Below are 15,756 nucleotides of genomic sequence, written 5' to 3'. Positions count from 1 at the left end.
GTTAGTATTGTTCTTTATCATTAGGAAAATCAACAGCTTTTACATCATCAACATATTGTCCGATAGCTTTTGTCATATCTTCATATAAATTCATATAACGACGTAAGAATCGCGGATTAAACTCGTGGGTCATTCCAATCATATCGTGTAAAACTAGTACCTGACCGTCAACTCCAGCACCAGCACCTATCCCAATAACAGGTATAGAGACACTATCTGCTACTTCTTGGGCTAATTTTGCAGGTATTTTTTCGAGTACAATACCAAAACAACCAGCCTTCTCTAACATTAAAGCATCTTCTTTTAATTGTTGAGCTTCTTGTTCTTCTTTGGCACGAACAGTATAAGTTCCAAATTTGTATATAGATTGAGGCGTCAAGCCCAAATGTCCCATAACAGGAATTCCAGCATTAAGGATGCGCTTAATAGACTCTTTAACTTCTTTACCGCCTTCCATTTTTACAGCATGCCCACCAGATTCTTTCATAATTCTAATGGCAGATCGAAGCGCTTCTTTAGGATCACTTTGATAACTTCCAAAAGGTAAGTCTACCACTACCAAAGCTCTATCAATTGCTCTAACAACAGAAGATGCATGATAAATCATTTGATCTAAAGTAATTGGTAAGGTTGTTTCGTGACCAGCCATAACATTACTTGCCGAATCACCTACCAAAATAACATCAACTCCTGCTTCATCAACAATTTTTGCCATGGTATAATCATAGGCCGTGAGCATTGATATTTTTTCTTTATTTTGTTTCATCTCAATAAGAGACTTCACTGTAACTCTTTTATAATCTTTTTTGGCAATAGACATATAGTATGGATTTATTAATTGTAAAAATAAAAATATTAAATGATAATATGCGATTTGTTTTTGTATTGAATATTTAGCAATCGCTTAAATGTACACCTACCGCCAAGCCACCTTCAGACGTTTCTTTATATTTGGTATTCATGTCTTTTGCTGTTTCCCACATTGTATTTACAACTTTGTCTAAAGGCACTTTTACATTATCAGGATCTGTATCTAAAGCTAATTCACAGGCGTTAATCGCCTTAATTGCTCCCATGGCATTGCGTTCTATACAAGGGATTTGTACTAAGCCACCAATAGGATCACAAGTTAGCCCTAGATGATGTTCCATAGCGATTTCGGCAGCTACTAAAACTTGTTCAGGAGTACCTCCTGATAATTCACAAAGCGCTCCGGCTGCCATAGCTGAAGACACGCCAATTTCGGCTTGACATCCTCCCATTGCAGCACTTATAGTTGCTCCTTTTTTAAATATACTTCCAATTTCACCAGCGACAAGAAGAAAGCGTTTGATATCTTCAAAATTCCCATCGTGATTTTCAATAACTAGATAATACATTAATACTGCAGGAATTACACCAGCACTTCCATTAGTTGGAGCAGTTACCACACGACCCAATGAGGCATTAACTTCATTAACAGCTAATGCGAAACAGCTAACCCATTTTAAAATTTGTCGAAACTTTACTTCTGTATTTCTAATGGCATATATCCACTCTATAGGGTTATTGTAAGGCGTATTACCTTTTAAAGTTTGATGCATGTCATAAGCGCGACGCCTAACATTTAATCCACCAGGTAGGTTACCTTCTGTATGGCAACCTGTATACATGCATTCTAGCATTGTATCCCAAATGCGCTTAAGTTCATGATTTATCTCGTCTTCTGCTCGTATGGATTTCTCATTGTCTAAAACAACTTCGGAAATGGGCTTTTGTAAATCTTTACAGAACTTTAAAAGATCGTCTCCTTTATCTATAGGATATGGAAATGAGCATTTGATTTCAAAGTTCTTTTTATGATTAACACGCTCTTCTTTTACCACAAATCCTCCACCAATAGAATAAAAAGTAGACTTGTTTTTTTGTCCATTAATGGTTGCAGTAAACGTCATGCCATTGGAGTGAAATGGTAAAAAGTTTCTATTAAAAATAATCTGAGTTTCAGGATCGAAATTTAAAATCTTTTCACCATTAAAATTTAAGGTTTTATTTGTTTTGATATGAGTTATTTCTTCGGAAATAGTATCGGTTGGAATTGTCTCGGGATCTCGACCTAATAAACCAAGAAGTACAGCATAATCTGTAGCATGTCCTTTTCCTGTTAAGGACAATGAACCATAGAGATCAACATTTAATGCCTCTACGTAATCAAATTTTTTAGAGTCTTTGAGTTCTTTAATCCATCGCTCTGCAGCACGCCATGGTCCTAATGTGTGAGAGCTAGATGGACCAACGCCAATTTTAAGCATGTCGAAGACAGAAATACATTCCATTCACGAAAACGTTTTAGTTGAGCAAATATAGTTTTATTAGTAAATAGTTAAACTAATTATGTGTTTTTTTAGTAGAGTTTAGATCTAATGCGACTCAACTGAACAGGAGTCACATTGAGGTATGAGGCAATTTGATATTGCGGAATTAAGTTTTCAATATTTGGAATACGCTCCTTGAGCTTTAAATAACGTTCTTTGGCATTCATTGAAGAAATTTCGATAAATACACTCTCGGCAGCTGTAAATAAAAATTCGAGATAGCGCGCATAGAACTTTAAGACTTCGATATTAGTGTCACACAATTTGACAAAAGCCTCATAATTAATTTCATATATATGACAATCTGTAAGCGATTCGTAAATAAATTCGGAAGCTTGATCTTTAAGCATTGATGTAAAGGAGGCAAAAAACTCAATAGGTGTAAAGAGTGTTTTAGTTAACTCCTTTCCGTTTTCTAAAATGAGATAAGAACGTAGTACACCTTTGTTTATAAGAAACAGTTTTTTATTTACATCTCCAATATCTACTAATTTAGTGCCTGCTTTAATCTCTTTTAACTTTGATATACTATAGAGTTTATCATACGTCTCCCTAGATAAAGGGATTAAAGAACACATGTATTGGAAATTAACTTCATAATAGCTAATCATTGTGTCAATTTGGTTGGGTTTTATTTATGATAATTTAAAGATATGCATTTTTATTTTATGAGGATTTATCTAATTGTGACATCATGTCATATTTTTTGTCATGGCATAATCATTGTCATATAGATTACGAATAAAAAATGAACATAACATTTCCGATGAAAAGGAAATAGATAACACTAAATATAACATTATGAGTAAGATTATTGGAATCGATTTAGGAACTACAAACTCTTGCGTTTCTGTGATGGAAGGTAACGAGCCAGTAGTAATCCCAAACGCTGAAGGTAAAAGAACAACGCCTTCGGTTATCGCCTTTGTAGAAGGTGGAGAAATTAAAGTTGGAGATCCAGCAAAAAGACAAGCAGTTACTAACCCAACAAAAACAGTTTATTCTATTAAACGTTTTATGGGAAATAAATATTCTGAATCTAAGAAAGAAGCAGAACGTGTACCATATAAAGTGGTAAAAGGTGATAACGATACGCCTAGAGTAGATATCGATGGTCGTTTATATACACCACAAGAATTATCGGCAATGATTCTTCAGAAAATGAAAAAAACGGCCGAAGACTATTTAGGAACATCTGTAAGTGAAGCTGTGATTACAGTGCCTGCTTACTTTAACGATTCTCAACGTCAAGCAACGAAAGAAGCAGGTGAAATTGCAGGTTTAAAAGTTCGTAGAATTATTAACGAGCCTACAGCTGCTGCTTTGGCTTATGGAATGGATAAAAAAGGAACCGACCAAAAAATCGTAGTTTTTGATTTTGGAGGCGGAACACATGATGTATCTATTCTAGAATTAGGAGATGGTGTATTTGAAGTATTATCTACAGATGGTGATACACACTTAGGAGGTGATGACGTTGATGAGAAAATTATTAACTGGTTAGCAGACGAATTTAATTCTGAAGAAGGTATTGATTTACGTAAAGACCCAATGGCATTACAACGTTTAAAGGAAGCTTCTGAAAAAGCTAAGATTGAATTATCATCTTCTGCACAAACAGAAATCAATTTACCTTACGTTACAGCTACAGCTTCAGGACCAAAGCACTTGGTTCGTACATTAACACGTTCTAAATTCGAGCAATTAATTGACGATTTAGTAAAACGTACGATTGAGCCGTGTGAATCTGCTTTAAAAGCGGCAGGTTTATCTAAGAGCGATATTGATGAAGTCATTTTAGTAGGTGGATCTACACGTATTCCTGTAGTACAAGCTGAGGTAGAGAAATTCTTCGGAAAAGCACCAAGTAAAGGTGTAAACCCAGATGAGGTTGTATCTCTAGGAGCTGGAATCCAAGGTGGTGTGTTAACAGGTGATGTAAAAGATGTTTTATTATTAGATGTAACACCATTATCTCTTGGTATTGAAACTATGGGTAATGTTATGACAAAATTAATCGAAGCAAATACAACAATACCAACTAAGAAATCGCAAGTATTTTCAACGGCAGCTGATAATCAGCCATCGGTAGAAATCCATGTATTACAAGGTGAACGCCCAATGGCTGCAGATAACAAAACTATTGGTCGTTTCCACTTAGATGGTATTCCACCAGCACAACGTGGCGTTCCTCAAATTGAAGTTATTTTTGATATAGATGCTAACGGTATAATTAAAGTATCAGCTGAAGATAAAGCTACTGGTAAAAAGCAAGATATTCGTATTGAAGCCTCTTCTGGATTAACTGAAGAAGAAATTGCTAAAATGAAGCAAGAAGCCGAAGCAAATGCTGAAGCAGATGCTAAAGCAAAAGAAACGGCAGACAAATTAAATCAGGCCGATGCGATGATTTTTCAAACAGAAAATCAATTAAAAGAATTTGGTGATAAATTATCTGATGATAAGAAAAAACCAATCGAAGAAGCACTTGAAGAATTAAAGAAAGCTTACGAAACTAAAGACATCGCTGTTATTGAGCCTGCTTTAGAAAAAATCAATGAGGCTTGGAAAGTGGCTTCTGAGGAAATGTACAAAGCACAAGCCGAAGCTCAGCAAGGTGGAGCAGAAGCACCAGGGCCAGATGCAAGTCAGAACGGGCAAGCCGAAGGTAATGATGTTGAAGATGTAGATTTTGAAGAAGTGAAATAAATTATCTTAACAATAATTTAAAAGCGCAATCAGAAATGGTTGCGTTTTTTATTTTTAATCAGCGTCAAAAGAGCGTTATTTGTATACAATGATACCAGCACTAATTAATAGCATAAATAAACCTAAACGTCTCGCTGTAAAACTTACGGCAAAAGGAGAAAATTACGTGCAGCAAGGCCATCCTTGGGTGTTTTCTGATAGTATTATAAAGATTAATGATAATGCACAAACTGGTGATTTAGCAATAGTCTTTGGAAAGCGAAAAAATGGTATGATTGGTATAGGACTGTATGATGCCGATTCTCCAATTCGTATCAAAATGATTTATAATGACTCAAAGTCTGTGACTGTAGATGCCGTTTTTTTTCTTTATAAAATAAGAAAAGCTTATCAAAAAAGACAGCAGTTATTGAATACTAACACTACGAGCTATCGCTTAATTTTTGGAGAAAATGATGGATTTCCATCATTGATTGCAGATGTTTACAATAGCGTTTTAGTAGTCAAATTGTATTCTGAAATATGGTTGCCTTATCTCAAAACTATTCTTGAAAGTTTAATACAAACATCTAGTGTTAAAACAGTGGTTATTAGGTTAAGTCGTAGTTTACAGCAATCTAGTTCTCATAATCTTAAAGATGGTGACGTTGTCTATGGAACGCTTGAGGATGAGGTTGTTCAATTTGTTGAACATGGTGTTAATTTTTCAGCTAATGTCATTAAAGGTCATAAAACTGGTTACTTTCTAGATCATAGAGAAAATAGAAGACAAGTGGGTTTATTAAGCAAGCAAAAAACGGTCTTAGATGTGTTTTCCTATGCTGGTGGATTTTCAGTGCACGCTTTAGCTAATGGTGCTAAAGAGGTAACAAGCCTAGATATTAGTTCGCAAGCACTTGATATTGCACGTCAAAATGGAAAATTAAATTCATATTCTGGAACACATATAACTTTAGCAGGTGACGCTTTTAAAATTTTGGAATTACTCATTTCAGAGAAAAAAACATACGATGTTGTAGTGATTGACCCTCCAAGTTTTGCTAAACAACAAACAGAAATTCAATTGGCTAAGAAAAAGTATGCACAATTAGCAAGATTAGGAGAGAAACTAACAGCTAAAAAAGGATTGTTAGTATTGGCATCTTGTTCCTCAAGAGTTAAAGCAGACTCATTTTATGACATTAATGAGCAAGCACTTCAGACTTGTAATCGTTCTTTTGCCATAGAACAAAAAACATTGCATGATATAGATCATCCTATTGGTTTTCCTGAAGGTGCTTATCTAAAATGTGGATATTATAGATTTTTGGATTGACAAAGTGTTATGCATGCATAATATTTTTTGTTATATTTGCTAATCACAATTCACTATTTATGGAAACCAAATTAACTCAACTTCTTAAGATTAAATACCCAATTATTCAAGCTCCAATGTTTTTGGTGTCTAATGTTGCTATGGTAACAGAAGCTATGAAAGGAGGAATTGCGGGTTGTATTCCAGCATTAAACTATAGAACTTTAGAGGAATTACGTGCTGCCATTAGAGAACTAAAAGCGAATAAGGTTGATGGAGGATCTTTTGGGTTTAACCTTATTGTCAACAAATCGAATATCAAATATAAAGGTCAGTTAGAGGTAATTTGTGAAGAAGGTTGTGATTTTATTATCACATCGCTTGGAAGCCCAGAAGAAACCATAAGACAAGCACATGCAGCTGGCATTAAAGTATTTTGTGATGTTGTAGATTTGAAATTTGCTAAAAAAGTAGAAGGTTTAGGAGCTGATGCAGCCATTGCAGTTAATAATGAAGCTGGAGGACATAGAGGAAATCTTAGCCCAGAAGCATTAACTAATTTACTAAGTACAGAATTGAATATACCTGTTATTTCAGCTGGAGGTGTTGGCTGTAAAGCCGATATTGATAAGATGTTAAGTTATGGAGCAGAAGGCGTTTCTGTTGGAAGTCCGTTTATTGCATCAATTGAAGCTGAAGTAACAGACGAATATAAGCAGGCTTGTGTTGATTATGGTGCAGACGATATCATTATGACCGAACGTATTTCTGGTACACCTTGTACCGTAATAAATACACCATATGTACAAAAGATAGGAACGAAAGCTACTTGGCTTGAGAATCTTCTCAATAAAAATAGAAAGCTTAAAAAGTGGGTGAAAATGATACGTTTTTCAATAGGTATGAAAGCAACAGAAAACGCAGCAAAGAAAGCTACATACAAAACAGTGTGGGTTGCTGGCCCAAGTATTGAACACACCAAGGCCATTTTATCAACTAAAGATATTATATCAAAATTAACTACTTAATTGGAATATAGAATTCCGTTTTTAATTTGTCTTCTGCAACTCGATTAGGATGACTTATGTAACGTTCTCTAACTGGTTCATCTCTAATTTCATAGTCTGTATTGATGAGCCATTCTTGAAACATGTAATTATAAACATCGGCGAAATTTTTATAACTGCCTTGATATAAAAACATGGCAAATTTTCCTCCTTTTAAAGTTTTTACACCAATATCGCCAACAGGTTTTGCATCATTATGAATGATTAGACATGCGTCATACCTCAATTTGTTTTCAGGTGTTACATTAGGGTCATCGTAAGGTAATCCAAACATTTGTATCCCTTTTGTAAAGAGTTTTTGCGATTTAACTTGTGCCCAAAGTTTAGTCCATGCGCCTGCGTAATCTAAAGATTGATAATGTCCTTGCATTCTGTAATACAAACATTGTTGGTCTTCAAGTTCTAAAATTTTAGGTTTTTTAATGTTTAATTGTCGTGTCATAAGTGTAGTTTTTTTGATTGTATGATATTTTGTATTTCGGTATGCCGAAGGAGAAATGCCGAAATGAGATTTGAATTTTTTTGATAAAGATGAAGGCGACTCAAAGCCAACTTTATAAGCAATATCTTCAATTGAAGATTTAGAAAAACAAAGTAATTTTGCGGCTGTTTCCATACGTATTCTTGAAATATACATTCCTATGGGTTCACCTAACAAAGCTCTACTAATTCGATGAAAATGAAAAGGAGATACATGCGATATTTTTGCTAAAGTGTTGAGATTAATTTTGCGATCAATATTGGTATTAATATAGTCTACAATAATATTGAGTCGCTCTTCGTAAAATGCAGTATTTGCTTTTGTCATGTTCTTGTGTTGATATATCAAAAGTAATAAGTAATGACATGAATCACTTTTCCAAACTTGCTCAATATCTAATTTATGGTAACTTCATAAAAAAAGGATTGCAACTGTAACGTATATTTGGTAATAGTATCTGTATATTAAACATTAACTGTATGTAAACTATAAAAAATAGGAGTTTAAGTACAGTAAGACTTTTATAAAGTTTATATTGAAAAGAAAAAAATATAAATGTTGTCCCCTTTTATAATATAGTATACGTCATGATAGTATAAACAATTAAATTTTAAAGATTATGAAAAATTTTATGATGATTTTTACAGGCGCTGATTATGCCGCATTAGGTCTTTCGCCAGAAGAACTTCAAAGCCGAATGGGGAAGTGGTTTGCTTGGGGTAATAAAATGGAACAGGCTGGTATTTTACGTGGTGGTGAAGCATTAACTCCTCAAATACGCCGTATAGTTGGAGAGAACCGTACAGTAACTGATTTATCTTCTGCTGAAGTCAAAGAAATTGTTGGAGGCTATTATACAGTGGAAGCTGAAGATTTTGATGCCGTAGAAAAAATAGCCCAAGACTTTCCCGATTATGACTTAGGCGGAACAGTTGAAATACGTGAAGTAATGGTGTTTGATAGATAATGCTTGAAAAAAACATAGACCATTTATTTCGCCATCACAGTGGAAAGATGGTCTCTGTTTTGACTCGTATTTTTGGGTTGCAGTATCTAGAAATCATTGAAGATGCGGTTCAAGATACATTTGTTAAAGCGAGTATTAGCTGGAGAAAAGGTCAACCAGATCATCCAGAGGCATGGCTCACACAATCTGCAAAAAACAGAGTCATTGATATCTTTAGGAAATTAAAAACAGAAAAAAGTCATGTCCCAAAACTTACTCAAGGAGTGCAGGCTATAGCAATTAATGAGCTATTTTTAGATTCCGAAATTGAAGATGCACAACTTCGAATGATTTTTACAGCATGTCATCCAAAATTGGATGCTAGAGATCGTATTTCATTCGCGTTAAAAACGGTATCAGGATTTAGTATTAAAGAAATTGCTTCTGCTCTATTAACCAAAGAGGAGACTATTAAAAAGCGTCTCAGCAGAGCACGAAAAACCATTCGAAAAGCAGAATTAAGGTTTAATATTCCACAAGGAAAAACACTCCAAAATAGATTAGAAAGTGTTATGGAGGTCTTGTATCTTATTTTCAATGAAGGCTTTCATTCTAATACACATTCACAATTGGTAAGAGCTGATTTGTGTAGTGAGGCCATGCGTTTATGTCAGTTATTATTAAAACGAGAATCTATACGAACACCTGAGGTATACGCATTATTTGCTTTGATGTGTTTTCATTCTTCAAGATTAGATGCTAAAATTGATGGAAACAATGAACTTTTAGATTTAAAACATCAAGATCGTACACTTTGGCATTTCCCTTTGATAGAAATGGGTAATGTTATGATGAACAAAGCTGTTGAGAGTGATGTATTATCCTGTTATCATTTTGAAGCTGCTATAGCAGCTGAACATCTAAAAGCTAGAACTTTTGAAGAAACTAATTGGGATAAAATTTTGCAATGGTATGAAGCACTATATACATTACAACCAATGCCTTCTTATAGATTAACTATGGCTATTATTTGTATGCAAAATAACAACTATAAGCATGCTGATGAGTACTTTAAAGCATTAAATCCACAAGAATTAGAACAACGAGAATATTTGTTTCATGCAGCAAAAGCGGATTTTTATTATGATACTAATAAACTAACTGAGGCTATAAATGCAATTGACGAGGCGATTAATAAAGTAAATAATAGTTTGGAGAGAGACTTTTTAATTAAGAAGAAAGCAAAGTGGTTATGTCTAATAAATAATAATATATAGTATCAATAATAAGTATAAGTAATTGATTTTAAGTTGTATTGTAACAAAAATCTAAGTTTTGCTACATATAGTTAAATAACGTTTAATTTTAAAAACAAAAACATTATGATTCATAAAGGAGCCATTATATTAGGAGTACTTGTTGGAGCTGCCGCAGGTGTATTATTAGCACCAGAAAAAGGCAGTGTTACAAGAGATAAACTTAAAAAAGAAGGTAAAGATATTAAAGATCAATTTGTTGATGACTTTAAGGAAGTTAAAAAGGATTTATCAAAAACTGCTGCGTCAGGAAAAGATAAGTTTAAAGAAGACTTAAAAGATTTTGCGTCTAAAACAAGTTATAAAACAGAGCAGGCCATTACATTTTTAGAAAAGCAATTGGCAATATTAAAAGAGAAAAATAAAACCTTACAGCAAACAAGTTAAAAGGTTTTAAATAGTGTAGATTTTAGATTTGCCCATTCTTCTTTAAGAATGCCATAACAACATGTACTTCGTCTAAATCCGTCGTTCATGACAGTATCTTGTCTTAAGATGCCTTCTAAAGTCGCACCCAATTTTTCTACAGCTTTTCTAGATTTTTTATTACGTTCATCAATCCTGAATTCTACTTTTTCAAAAGCTAAAGTTTCAAACGTATATTGGAGCATTAAAAACTTCATGTTAGTATTTAACCCAGTGCCTTGGAATGCATGTCCAATCCATGTCCATCCAATATGTAACACTTTATTTTTCCAATTTATAAGTCCGAAACGTGTGCTTCCTGCATAGGCTTGATGTTTCTTATCATAGACTAAAAAAGGTATCGTTGTTTTACATGCTAAACCATTTAAAGCAACTTCTACATAGCTTTTTAATTTTTCAGAAGTTGAGATATCACTCGGAGAATAATAGATAAGATGGTCTTCTTGAGCAATTGATTCCAAATGATGATAGTTTTCCATAGTTAATGGAGACAAAAGCACGCGATTGTTTTCTAAGGATTCTAATAACATAATTATACAATTTTATGTATTAAGTCAACATTTACTTCATGAATGCCATCAAACGGAATAATTGACAATTGATTACTAAATAAAGCTTCAGCTTTTGTGCGTTCTAATTCCATGCGCTCATCGTTTAGGTATTCGTCTTGAGTACCATATATTAATTTGGCTTTACCTTTATAAAATTCAAAATCTTTTGATGTTAATTCTTTTGGAATTCCTCCAGAATGCATCACTAATTGAGAGCATTTAATTTTTCGTTTTGCTAAATAACGCATAGCAACACTAACACCTTGTGAATAGCCAAACAAAATTAATGTCTTTGTTTCATCAATGCGCTCTCGTTCAAAGATAGCGTCAAAATAAGTCATTACATTTTCTGTGTCCATTTTGGTGTTTTCGCGTGTTAGCCATCCGGCTCCAACATGTTTATATTGTGATGTTAAATAGTATTTGCTTTGCGCTTGAGGTGCAATGATATAATGTTCTTCTGGATTTAGATCTTTAAAATATTTGAGAAAATACCGACTTAAGTAGCCCATACCATGACAAACAAACCATACGTATTTGGTTTTGGATGTGTGGCTGTTTAAAGTAGAATATGTGTTCGTAATGGAATAAGAAATTTCCTGTTCTGTAGAATTCATTTCGTATTTTTGTTAGCGATTTTAAAAATACAGTATTTCTATGCAAAAATCTAAAAAAGAAAGGCTAGTTGAGGTCAATAAAGTGTGTAAAAACACATTGTTAGAAACCCTAAATATTGAAATGATAGATTATGGAGATGATTTTTTAGTAGCAAGAATGCCTGTTAATTCTAAGGTGCATCAACCTGATGGTGTGCTACATGGAGGTGCTACAGCTGCATTGGCTGAGAGTGTGGGAAGCTTTGCATCGCATATTTTTATGGATATTGAAAATCGTTTTGTTCGCGGTATTGAAATTACTGCTAATCATCTTAAAAGCGTATCTGACGGTTATGTATATGCTAAAGCTACATTTTTGCACAAAGGAAGAACAACACAGTTGCTAGACATAAGAGTTACAGATGATAATGATAATCTAATATCAATATGCCGACTCTCAACAATTTCACTTCCTAAAAAGAAGTAAAGTATGTCGATAAATGATTTTTTTTCACGTATTGAATCACAGTATGTATCACAACTACCCTTTGTGGCGTATAGTAAGCCAAATACATCTTGTGTAAATGCGTTTTTGCAGAAGGATAACGCAGTACATATTGTAGATGATTTCACAGAAAACGGATTTGTGTTTTCTCCATTTGACTCTGATGAAGACACTATCATTTTTCCTTTGAACCTTTGCGAGATGTTAACATCGGAAATGTCCAAAGACTCAATTTTGAGAGGAGGAAAAGATGTGAATACAAATACTGATGCATTTCGTAAATCGCATTTAGAATTAGTCCAAAAAGGAATCATTGAAATAGAAAACAGTTCATTAGAAAAGGTAGTACTCTCTAGAGTCGAATCTGTTGCAACGTCAGAAAAAAATCCAATATCCTTATTTAAGGGTTTGATGAATGCATATCCTAGTGCCTTTACCTATATATGGTATCATCCAGTAATTGGCTTGTGGTTAGGAGCAACTCCAGAAACCTTATTGGATGTTGAAGGACAGCGATTTAAAACTATGGCCTTAGCTGGAACACAGGCCCATACTGAATTAGCAGAAGTTAAGTGGGATACCAAAAACGTTGAAGAACAAAACGTTGTTACTAACTTCATTGAACGTACATTATCTATCCATACACAACAGCTTACAGTGATGCCAGCTCAAACTGTAAAAGCAGGTAAGTTATTACACTTGCAATCTAAAATTTCTGGAGTATTAAAAACAGGTAGATTGCAAGATATTATTTTTGCTTTGCATCCAACACCTGCTGTTTGTGGATTGCCAAAACAAGAGGCCAAAACATTTATACTTAATAACGAAGATTATAACCGTGAGTTTTATACAGGTTTTCTAGGTGAGTTAAATTTCAAAAGATCAAAAACAAGAAATGCTAACAGGCGTAATATTGAGAATAATGCTTATACTACTGTAAAAACAACAAGTCAATTATTTGTTAACTTGCGTTGCATGCAAATTAAAAACCAAAATGCACTCATCTATGTTGGTGGAGGAATTACTAAAGATTCTAACCCAGAGCAAGAGTGGGAGGAGACGATTAATAAATCGCAGACCATTAAATCTGTTTTGATGTAGAATTGAATGTACTCTACTAATTTACATTGCCCTACAATGAATTGATTTGCTGAGTGTCATTTGATTTTAATCGAATTTCAAAATATAATTTAGAATAAATTAATTGATGACATCTTCCTTTTTTTTAATTCACATTTTAATAACTTTGTGATGAGATGATACACCCTAAAATTCCGCTTGCGCAAACTGTAATCCAGTTGTGTAAACAAAAAAACATAAAGCATATTGTTATTTCTCCAGGTAGTAGAAATGCACCATTAACAATAGGTTTTACTAATGATAATTTTTTTAAATGCTATAGTATTGTTGATGAGCGATGTGCTGCATTTTTTGCATTAGGAATCGCACAGCAAATACATCAGCCTGTTGTTGTTGTCTGTACGTCGGGGAGTGCATTATTAAATTATTATCCCGCAATAGCCGAGGCCTACTATAGTGATATACCTTTAGTGGTCTTGTCTGCTGACCGACCAAAGCACTTAGTTGGTATAGGAGATGGACAGACTATTAATCAGAAAGATGTTTTTGAAGCACACATTTTATATTCAGCACATTTAAAATTAGATTTAAAGGATGAATACCGCATATCTGAAAAAGAAGAACTTCCAATTTTTAAAAGTATAGAAAACAAATTAGAGCGTTTTTTAGGATTGCAACAAGGGATTCAAGATTATAATGAAGAAGAGATAAATAAGGCATTAAACCTCACGCGATTTAAAAATGGACCAGTACATATTAATATACCATTTGATGAACCGCTTTATGAGACTGTAGATGCGTTGAGTGTAAACCCAAAAACAAATTCTATAGATTTAAAACATCCTAAAATTGATCAAACCGAATTAAAAGATTGTATTGATGAATGGTATGTTGCCAAGAGAAAAATGATTTTGGTTGGTGTTTTGTCTCCAAATCAAATTGAACAGCGTTGGTTAAATGAACTAGCCAATGATGCCAGTGTTATAGTATTTACAGAGACGACTTCTAATTTACATCAAGCCAAGTTTTTTCCTAGTATTGATAAAATGATAGCGCCTTTAAATGAAGATGAGTTCAATGCGTTGCAGCCTGATATTTTAGTCACCATTGGAGGTTTAATAGTGTCTAAAAAAGTAAAAGCATTTTTACGTAAACATAAACCAAAACACCATTGGCATATCGATGAGAAAAAAGCTAACGATACATTTTTCTGTTTAGATAAGCATATAGTTGCAAAGCCGAATGACTTCTTTTCTGAGTTTATTCCTAACATCACACATGTTACTAAGAGTAATTATTTAGAGACATGGTCTGAAGTAAGGCAATATCGTTCTGAGAAACACTTAGAATATCTAAAGCAAATACCGTTTAGTGATTTTAAAGTATTTAGTACACTTTTAAAATCGCTTCCTGATCATACTGTACTTCAATTAGGGAACAGTTCGACCGTACGTTATACACAATTGTTTTCAATGAATCCCACTGTTAATGTGTATTGTAATCGTGGAACGAGTGGTATAGATGGTAGTACCTCTACTGCAATTGGGTGTGCTGTTGCACATCAAAGACCAACTGTTTTTATCACAGGTGATTTGAGTTTTTTCTATGACAGTAATGCTTTGTGGAATAATTACATCCCTAAAAATTTCAGAATTATTTTGATAAATAACAATGGAGGTGGTATTTTTAGAATACTTCCTGGTCACAAGAACACAGCTAATTTTGATTGTTTTTTTGAGACAAAACATCAACTAACAGCAAAGCAGTTGTGTGAGATGTTTCAGTTCGAATACAAAACTGCGCATAATGAAGAGGACTTGGAGTTAAGTTTGAATCAGTTTTATAAAGAGTCAAACAGGCCACAACTCCTTGAAGTGTTTACACCACGAACTGAAAATGATGAGATTCTTTTAAACTACTTTAAGTTCATTAAATAGAAAAAGTGACAATCACTCTTTTTATGTGTCTTAATAAATGGTTATCTTTAAGGACCAAATAATTTATTAACCCAAAAAACAATTAAGATGAGTAAAAGAGACGAATTGATAGCAAAGTATGCTGCAGATTTAAAAGACAAGTGTGGAGTCAATGCAGATATGGATTTATTAACTAAAGTTACTATTGGATGCGGACCAGCAATCTATAACGCTGATGCTGCTACAGTTTCAGGATCTGATGATTCTGAATTAGAAACAGTTAAAAAGAATTTCTTAATTGGTAAATTAGGATTAAATGATGGTGATGATTTAGATAAAGGTATTGATGCTGTAATGGAAACTTACGGAAAATCTAATAGAAATAAATACAGAGCTGTTGTGTATTATCTATTAACTAAACACTTTAATAAGGAGTCTGTATACTAAAAACAGATATTTAATAAAAAATTAAGCGTTAGAATTCATCAGAATTGTAACGCTTTTTTTTAGTTCTC

At 33.6% G+C, this 15,756-nt stretch carries 16 protein-coding genes; 10 read left to right on the top strand and 6 right to left on the bottom strand.

The window, feature by feature from the left end; genetic code table 11:
* Position 1: 1 nt before the first annotated feature.
* From panB to ACTU6T_RS15490, 3 genes are all read right to left on the bottom strand, one after another.
* Positions 2-820 (bottom strand): 3-methyl-2-oxobutanoate hydroxymethyltransferase, encoded by an 819-nt coding sequence (gene panB, locus ACTU6T_RS15500; protein ID WP_460219109.1) that lies wholly within the window; start codon positions 818-820, stop codon positions 2-4.
* 73 nt (positions 821-893) lie between these two features.
* Positions 894-2,315, bottom strand: a complete 1,422-nt coding sequence (locus ACTU6T_RS15495) for an L-serine ammonia-lyase (RefSeq protein ID WP_460219108.1) — start codon at positions 2,313-2,315, stop codon at positions 894-896.
* A gap of 68 nt (positions 2,316-2,383) precedes the next feature.
* Complete coding sequence (locus tag ACTU6T_RS15490; RefSeq protein ID WP_460219107.1) at positions 2,384-2,965, bottom strand: Crp/Fnr family transcriptional regulator; 582 nt, start codon at positions 2,963-2,965, stop codon at positions 2,384-2,386.
* A gap of 190 nt (positions 2,966-3,155) precedes the next feature.
* On the opposite strand from ACTU6T_RS15490, the gene dnaK reads away from it, so the two are divergent.
* The 3 genes from dnaK (at position 3,156) to ACTU6T_RS15475 (ending at position 7,385) form a co-directional block, all read left to right on the top strand.
* Entirely contained in the window at positions 3,156-5,063 is a 1,908-nt protein-coding gene (gene dnaK / locus ACTU6T_RS15485; protein WP_460219106.1) for a molecular chaperone DnaK, read from the top strand.
* A gap of 88 nt (positions 5,064-5,151) precedes the next feature.
* Entirely contained in the window at positions 5,152-6,378 is a 1,227-nt protein-coding gene (locus ACTU6T_RS15480) for a class I SAM-dependent rRNA methyltransferase (protein ID WP_460219105.1), read from the top strand.
* Positions 6,379-6,437: 59 nt separating this feature from the next.
* A complete protein-coding gene (locus ACTU6T_RS15475; protein ID WP_460219104.1) occupies positions 6,438-7,385 on the top strand; it encodes an NAD(P)H-dependent flavin oxidoreductase in 948 nt (315 codons plus the stop codon).
* Here the strand turns inward: ACTU6T_RS15475 and ACTU6T_RS15470 are convergent.
* Positions 7,378-8,232 (bottom strand): AraC family transcriptional regulator, encoded by an 855-nt coding sequence (locus ACTU6T_RS15470; RefSeq protein WP_460219103.1) that lies wholly within the window; start codon positions 8,230-8,232, stop codon positions 7,378-7,380. The genes ACTU6T_RS15475 and ACTU6T_RS15470 overlap by 8 nt on opposite strands.
* A 292-nt stretch (positions 8,233-8,524) precedes the next feature.
* On the opposite strand from ACTU6T_RS15470, the gene ACTU6T_RS15465 reads away from it, so the two are divergent.
* From ACTU6T_RS15465 to ACTU6T_RS15455, 3 genes are all read left to right on the top strand, one after another.
* A complete protein-coding gene (locus ACTU6T_RS15465) occupies positions 8,525-8,872 on the top strand; it encodes a YciI family protein (RefSeq protein WP_460219102.1) in 348 nt (115 codons plus the stop codon).
* Positions 8,872-10,128: an RNA polymerase sigma factor gene (locus ACTU6T_RS15460; protein WP_460219101.1), complete on the top strand. Its 1,257-nt coding sequence runs from the start codon at positions 8,872-8,874 to the stop codon at positions 10,126-10,128. The genes ACTU6T_RS15465 and ACTU6T_RS15460 overlap by 1 nt, the downstream gene beginning before the upstream one ends.
* 105 nt (positions 10,129-10,233) lie before the next feature.
* Positions 10,234-10,554 carry a YtxH domain-containing protein gene (locus ACTU6T_RS15455; RefSeq protein ID WP_460219100.1) on the top strand — a complete coding sequence of 107 codons (321 nt, stop codon included), beginning with the start codon at positions 10,234-10,236 and terminating at the stop codon, positions 10,552-10,554.
* Here ACTU6T_RS15455 and ACTU6T_RS15450 read toward each other — a convergent pair.
* Entirely contained in the window at positions 10,551-11,123 is a 573-nt protein-coding gene (locus ACTU6T_RS15450) for a GNAT family N-acetyltransferase (protein WP_460219099.1), read from the bottom strand. The genes ACTU6T_RS15455 and ACTU6T_RS15450 overlap by 4 nt on opposite strands.
* A 2-nt stretch (positions 11,124-11,125) precedes the next feature.
* Positions 11,126-11,761, bottom strand: coding sequence for an alpha/beta hydrolase (locus ACTU6T_RS15445; RefSeq protein ID WP_460219098.1), 636 nt, complete (start codon positions 11,759-11,761; stop codon positions 11,126-11,128).
* A gap of 40 nt (positions 11,762-11,801) precedes the next feature.
* Between ACTU6T_RS15445 and ACTU6T_RS15440 the strand changes: the two genes are divergently transcribed.
* The 4 genes from ACTU6T_RS15440 to ACTU6T_RS15425 all read left to right on the top strand — a co-directional run bounded on the left by ACTU6T_RS15440 (position 11,802) and on the right by ACTU6T_RS15425 (position 15,688).
* Complete coding sequence (locus tag ACTU6T_RS15440; protein WP_460219097.1) at positions 11,802-12,227, top strand: PaaI family thioesterase; 426 nt, start codon at positions 11,802-11,804, stop codon at positions 12,225-12,227.
* A gap of 63 nt (positions 12,228-12,290) precedes the next feature.
* Positions 12,291-13,346: a chorismate-binding protein gene (locus tag ACTU6T_RS15435; RefSeq protein WP_460219096.1), complete on the top strand. Its 1,056-nt coding sequence runs from the start codon at positions 12,291-12,293 to the stop codon at positions 13,344-13,346.
* A gap of 155 nt (positions 13,347-13,501) precedes the next feature.
* Complete coding sequence (gene menD, locus ACTU6T_RS15430) at positions 13,502-15,262, top strand: 2-succinyl-5-enolpyruvyl-6-hydroxy-3-cyclohexene-1-carboxylic-acid synthase (RefSeq protein WP_460219095.1); 1,761 nt, start codon at positions 13,502-13,504, stop codon at positions 15,260-15,262.
* Positions 15,263-15,349: 87 nt separating this feature from the next.
* On the top strand, positions 15,350-15,688 hold the full coding sequence (locus ACTU6T_RS15425; RefSeq protein WP_460219094.1) for a DUF2853 family protein: 339 nt from the start codon (positions 15,350-15,352) through the stop codon (positions 15,686-15,688).
* The last annotated feature ends 68 nt before the right edge of the window (positions 15,689-15,756 follow it).

The sequence above is a fragment of the Psychroserpens citreus genome, assembly GCF_055686305.1.
The sequence above is the reverse complement of the archived record's forward strand: the minus strand, read 5'-3'. Positions and strand labels throughout refer to the sequence as shown.

Coding starts and splice junctions, on each gene's coding strand:
- panB (WP_460219109.1), bottom strand. CDS start 820: ATGTCTATTGCCAAAAAAGATTATAAAAGAGTTACAGTGAAGTCTCTT.
- ACTU6T_RS15495 (WP_460219108.1), bottom strand. CDS start 2,315: ATGGAATGTATTTCTGTCTTCGACATGCTTAAAATTGGCGTTGGTCCA.
- ACTU6T_RS15490 (WP_460219107.1), bottom strand. CDS start 2,965: ATGATTAGCTATTATGAAGTTAATTTCCAATACATGTGTTCTTTAATC.
- dnaK (WP_460219106.1), top strand. CDS start 3,156: ATGAGTAAGATTATTGGAATCGATTTAGGAACTACAAACTCTTGCGTT.
- ACTU6T_RS15480 (WP_460219105.1), top strand. CDS start 5,152: ATGATACCAGCACTAATTAATAGCATAAATAAACCTAAACGTCTCGCT.
- ACTU6T_RS15475 (WP_460219104.1), top strand. CDS start 6,438: ATGGAAACCAAATTAACTCAACTTCTTAAGATTAAATACCCAATTATT.
- ACTU6T_RS15470 (WP_460219103.1), bottom strand. CDS start 8,232: ATGACAAAAGCAAATACTGCATTTTACGAAGAGCGACTCAATATTATT.
- ACTU6T_RS15465 (WP_460219102.1), top strand. CDS start 8,525: ATGAAAAATTTTATGATGATTTTTACAGGCGCTGATTATGCCGCATTA.
- ACTU6T_RS15460 (WP_460219101.1), top strand. CDS start 8,872: ATGCTTGAAAAAAACATAGACCATTTATTTCGCCATCACAGTGGAAAG.
- ACTU6T_RS15455 (WP_460219100.1), top strand. CDS start 10,234: ATGATTCATAAAGGAGCCATTATATTAGGAGTACTTGTTGGAGCTGCC.
- ACTU6T_RS15450 (WP_460219099.1), bottom strand. CDS start 11,123: ATGTTATTAGAATCCTTAGAAAACAATCGCGTGCTTTTGTCTCCATTA.
- ACTU6T_RS15445 (WP_460219098.1), bottom strand. CDS start 11,761: ATGAATTCTACAGAACAGGAAATTTCTTATTCCATTACGAACACATAT.
- ACTU6T_RS15440 (WP_460219097.1), top strand. CDS start 11,802: ATGCAAAAATCTAAAAAAGAAAGGCTAGTTGAGGTCAATAAAGTGTGT.
- menD (WP_460219095.1), top strand. CDS start 13,502: ATGATACACCCTAAAATTCCGCTTGCGCAAACTGTAATCCAGTTGTGT.
- ACTU6T_RS15425 (WP_460219094.1), top strand. CDS start 15,350: ATGAGTAAAAGAGACGAATTGATAGCAAAGTATGCTGCAGATTTAAAA.